At 69.3% G+C, this 1,967-nt stretch carries 3 protein-coding genes; 1 reads left to right on the plus strand and 2 read right to left on the minus strand.

The features are described 5' to 3' along the window. The first annotated feature begins 102 nt into the window (after positions 1-102). A complete protein-coding gene (locus U9980_RS23530; protein WP_322769932.1) occupies positions 103-288 on the plus strand; it encodes a hypothetical protein in 186 nt (61 codons plus the stop codon). A 60-nt stretch (positions 289-348) separates the two neighbouring features. Here the strand turns inward: U9980_RS23530 and U9980_RS23535 are convergent, their stop codons facing one another. Then, entirely contained in the window at positions 349-516 is a 168-nt protein-coding gene (locus tag U9980_RS23535; protein WP_322769933.1) for a hypothetical protein, read from the minus strand. Continuing rightward, the gene (locus U9980_RS23540; protein WP_322769934.1) at positions 513-1,820 is read right to left on the minus strand and encodes an AAA family ATPase; all 1,308 of its coding nucleotides are present in this window, start codon (positions 1,818-1,820) and stop codon (positions 513-515) included. Before U9980_RS23540 ends, U9980_RS23535 begins: the two co-directional genes overlap by 4 nt. Positions 1,821-1,967: the final 147 nt, after the last annotated feature.

Genomic DNA, 1,967 nt, shown 5'->3' on the forward strand with positions numbered 1-1,967 from the left:
CTTTTGATGGACGCCTGACCGTCGGCCGAAAATAACCCCAGAAAGATTACTTACACCGTTAGGTTGGCTCTGCCAAGACTCCGATGGTGACAGGTAGTCGCCGTGCAGATATTGTTAGCGCTGTGTGACGCCGAATTCCTGAAGGTCGTTTTTCCTCAGCTCGTTGTGGTGCTCATCGATCGGGTCGTCGATGACGGACCGGTGGTGCGGGTCGTTGCCCGGACCTGGGCCGGGCCGGTGGGCACCCGGACGCTTGGCCTGCGTCGCCGTCTTGGTCTGCGCAAGTAGCCTTCCGAGCGAATTCGCTTCCGGGACGCTGCACAACGGCCGTCTTCGCACTATCCGGCGTCAGCCGAGGAGGCTGGCGACCATGGGCGCCGGGACGGCCTTGACCGGGTGGTCGAGGTCGAGGATGGATTTGGTGGCGAGGATGCCGTGGCCGTACTTGGCTTTGATGCTACGGGCTTCGGCGCGCCAGCCGCTGTCGATCCACTTCGATTCGATGGGGGTGGTCATCGTCGGGCCGGCGGTGCTGGGGATGCGGACGGGGCTGAGGTCGATCTCGCCCCGGAGCCGGTGCGGGCGTAACCGATGGTGTCGTCGGCGATCCAGCGTCCCTCGTCCTGCTGGTCGATGGCGCGGGCGAGGGCGAGGGCGAGGGCCATCTCGTTGAGCGCGGTGAAGTCCGGGCGGGGCAGGCCGGGGCTCACCAGCGCTGGCAGCCAGGCGAGGATCGGGTCGGTGAGGTACAGCTTGTGCTGGGTGCCGGTGACGGCCCGGCCGTCGTCCGCCCGCTGGCGGCAGCGCAGGGCGGCGTGCGAGTTGATCAGGCGGATGGTGCGGCGTTCGAAGAGGTCGCGGTTGGGGTAGCCGAGTTCGGCGGCGGTCGCGGTGAGGTTCATGGGGCTGGTCATGCGTCCGGCGATGCCGGCGAGCAGGAGCGGGACGGAGTCGGTCGGCGCGTCCGGGTCGACGTCTGCACGCAGCCAGGCGAGCAGGTCGCGCAGGTAGGCGGTGCTGACGGCGCCGGTGCGCTGGTGTTCGGCGACCGCGCGGGGGAAACCGCCACAGGTCAGGTAGTCCTGCCAGGCGAGGTCGACGTCGTCGACGCCGAACGCGAGGGCGGACAGCGCGTCGGCCGCCGACGCGCCGTCGAGCTCGCCGGGATGGGTGACCGGTGGGAGGGGCAGGTGAGGGTGGGTAGCGGTGACGTAGTCGCGGAAACCCATCGGCAGGAGCTGGCGGACGCGGTGTCCGGTGCCGGAACCGGCCCGGCCGGCGAACAGGTTGCCGTGCACGTCCTCATTGCCGACCCAGCGGCTGCCGGTGGCGACGACGGTGTCGTCGCCGAAGTCGCCGGCGTCGCGGGCGGCCTTCAGCACGCTACTCCAGCCCGTGATCCCGGAGATCTCGTCGAGCAGCCATATTCGTCGCCGGGGGGCAGGTGCGTCCACGGAGCGGGTGAGGGCGCGTCCCAGCGTGATCAATCGCCGTAGGTCGCGGGCGGCCATGCCGTCACAGGACGCATAGATCACCTGTCGTGGGTCCACCTCGGGGTGGGCGCACAGGTGCGCCGCGGTGTCCAGGACTGCGACCGTCTTGCCGGCCCGTCGGGGCCCTGTGAGCACGGTCAGGCTGCCGTCAGGCTGACCGCGAGCGATGTCGTCGAGGATGCGCGACCGGTAGCCGAGGTCGTACCCGGCCCGGTCGCGCAGGATGCGGTTGGCGCGGGTCCACGCCGTCGGGTCCGTGCCGGCCGCCGCGCTCGCCCACCACGGGTTCGCGTCGGCGAGGATGCGGCGCAGTTCGTCATCTCGCACGGATCGATGCTAGCTGTCGGCACCACAGAATGGAGGGGGTTTTGATACCTGTAGCACCACAGGAGGGAGGGGGTACAGAGGTATGCGACCCCATGGGAGGGGGTGGGTAAGGCTCTGCGTAGTCGCGGCTGTGTGAGTGCGGGCACC

This window comes from Protofrankia sp. Cr1 (genome assembly GCF_963555865.1).
Classification (GTDB): domain Bacteria; phylum Actinomycetota; class Actinomycetes; order Frankiales; family Frankiaceae; genus Protofrankia.

Coding starts and splice junctions, on each gene's coding strand:
- U9980_RS23535 (WP_322769933.1), bottom strand. CDS start 516: ATGACCACCCCCATCGAATCGAAGTGGATCGACAGCGGCTGGCGCGCC.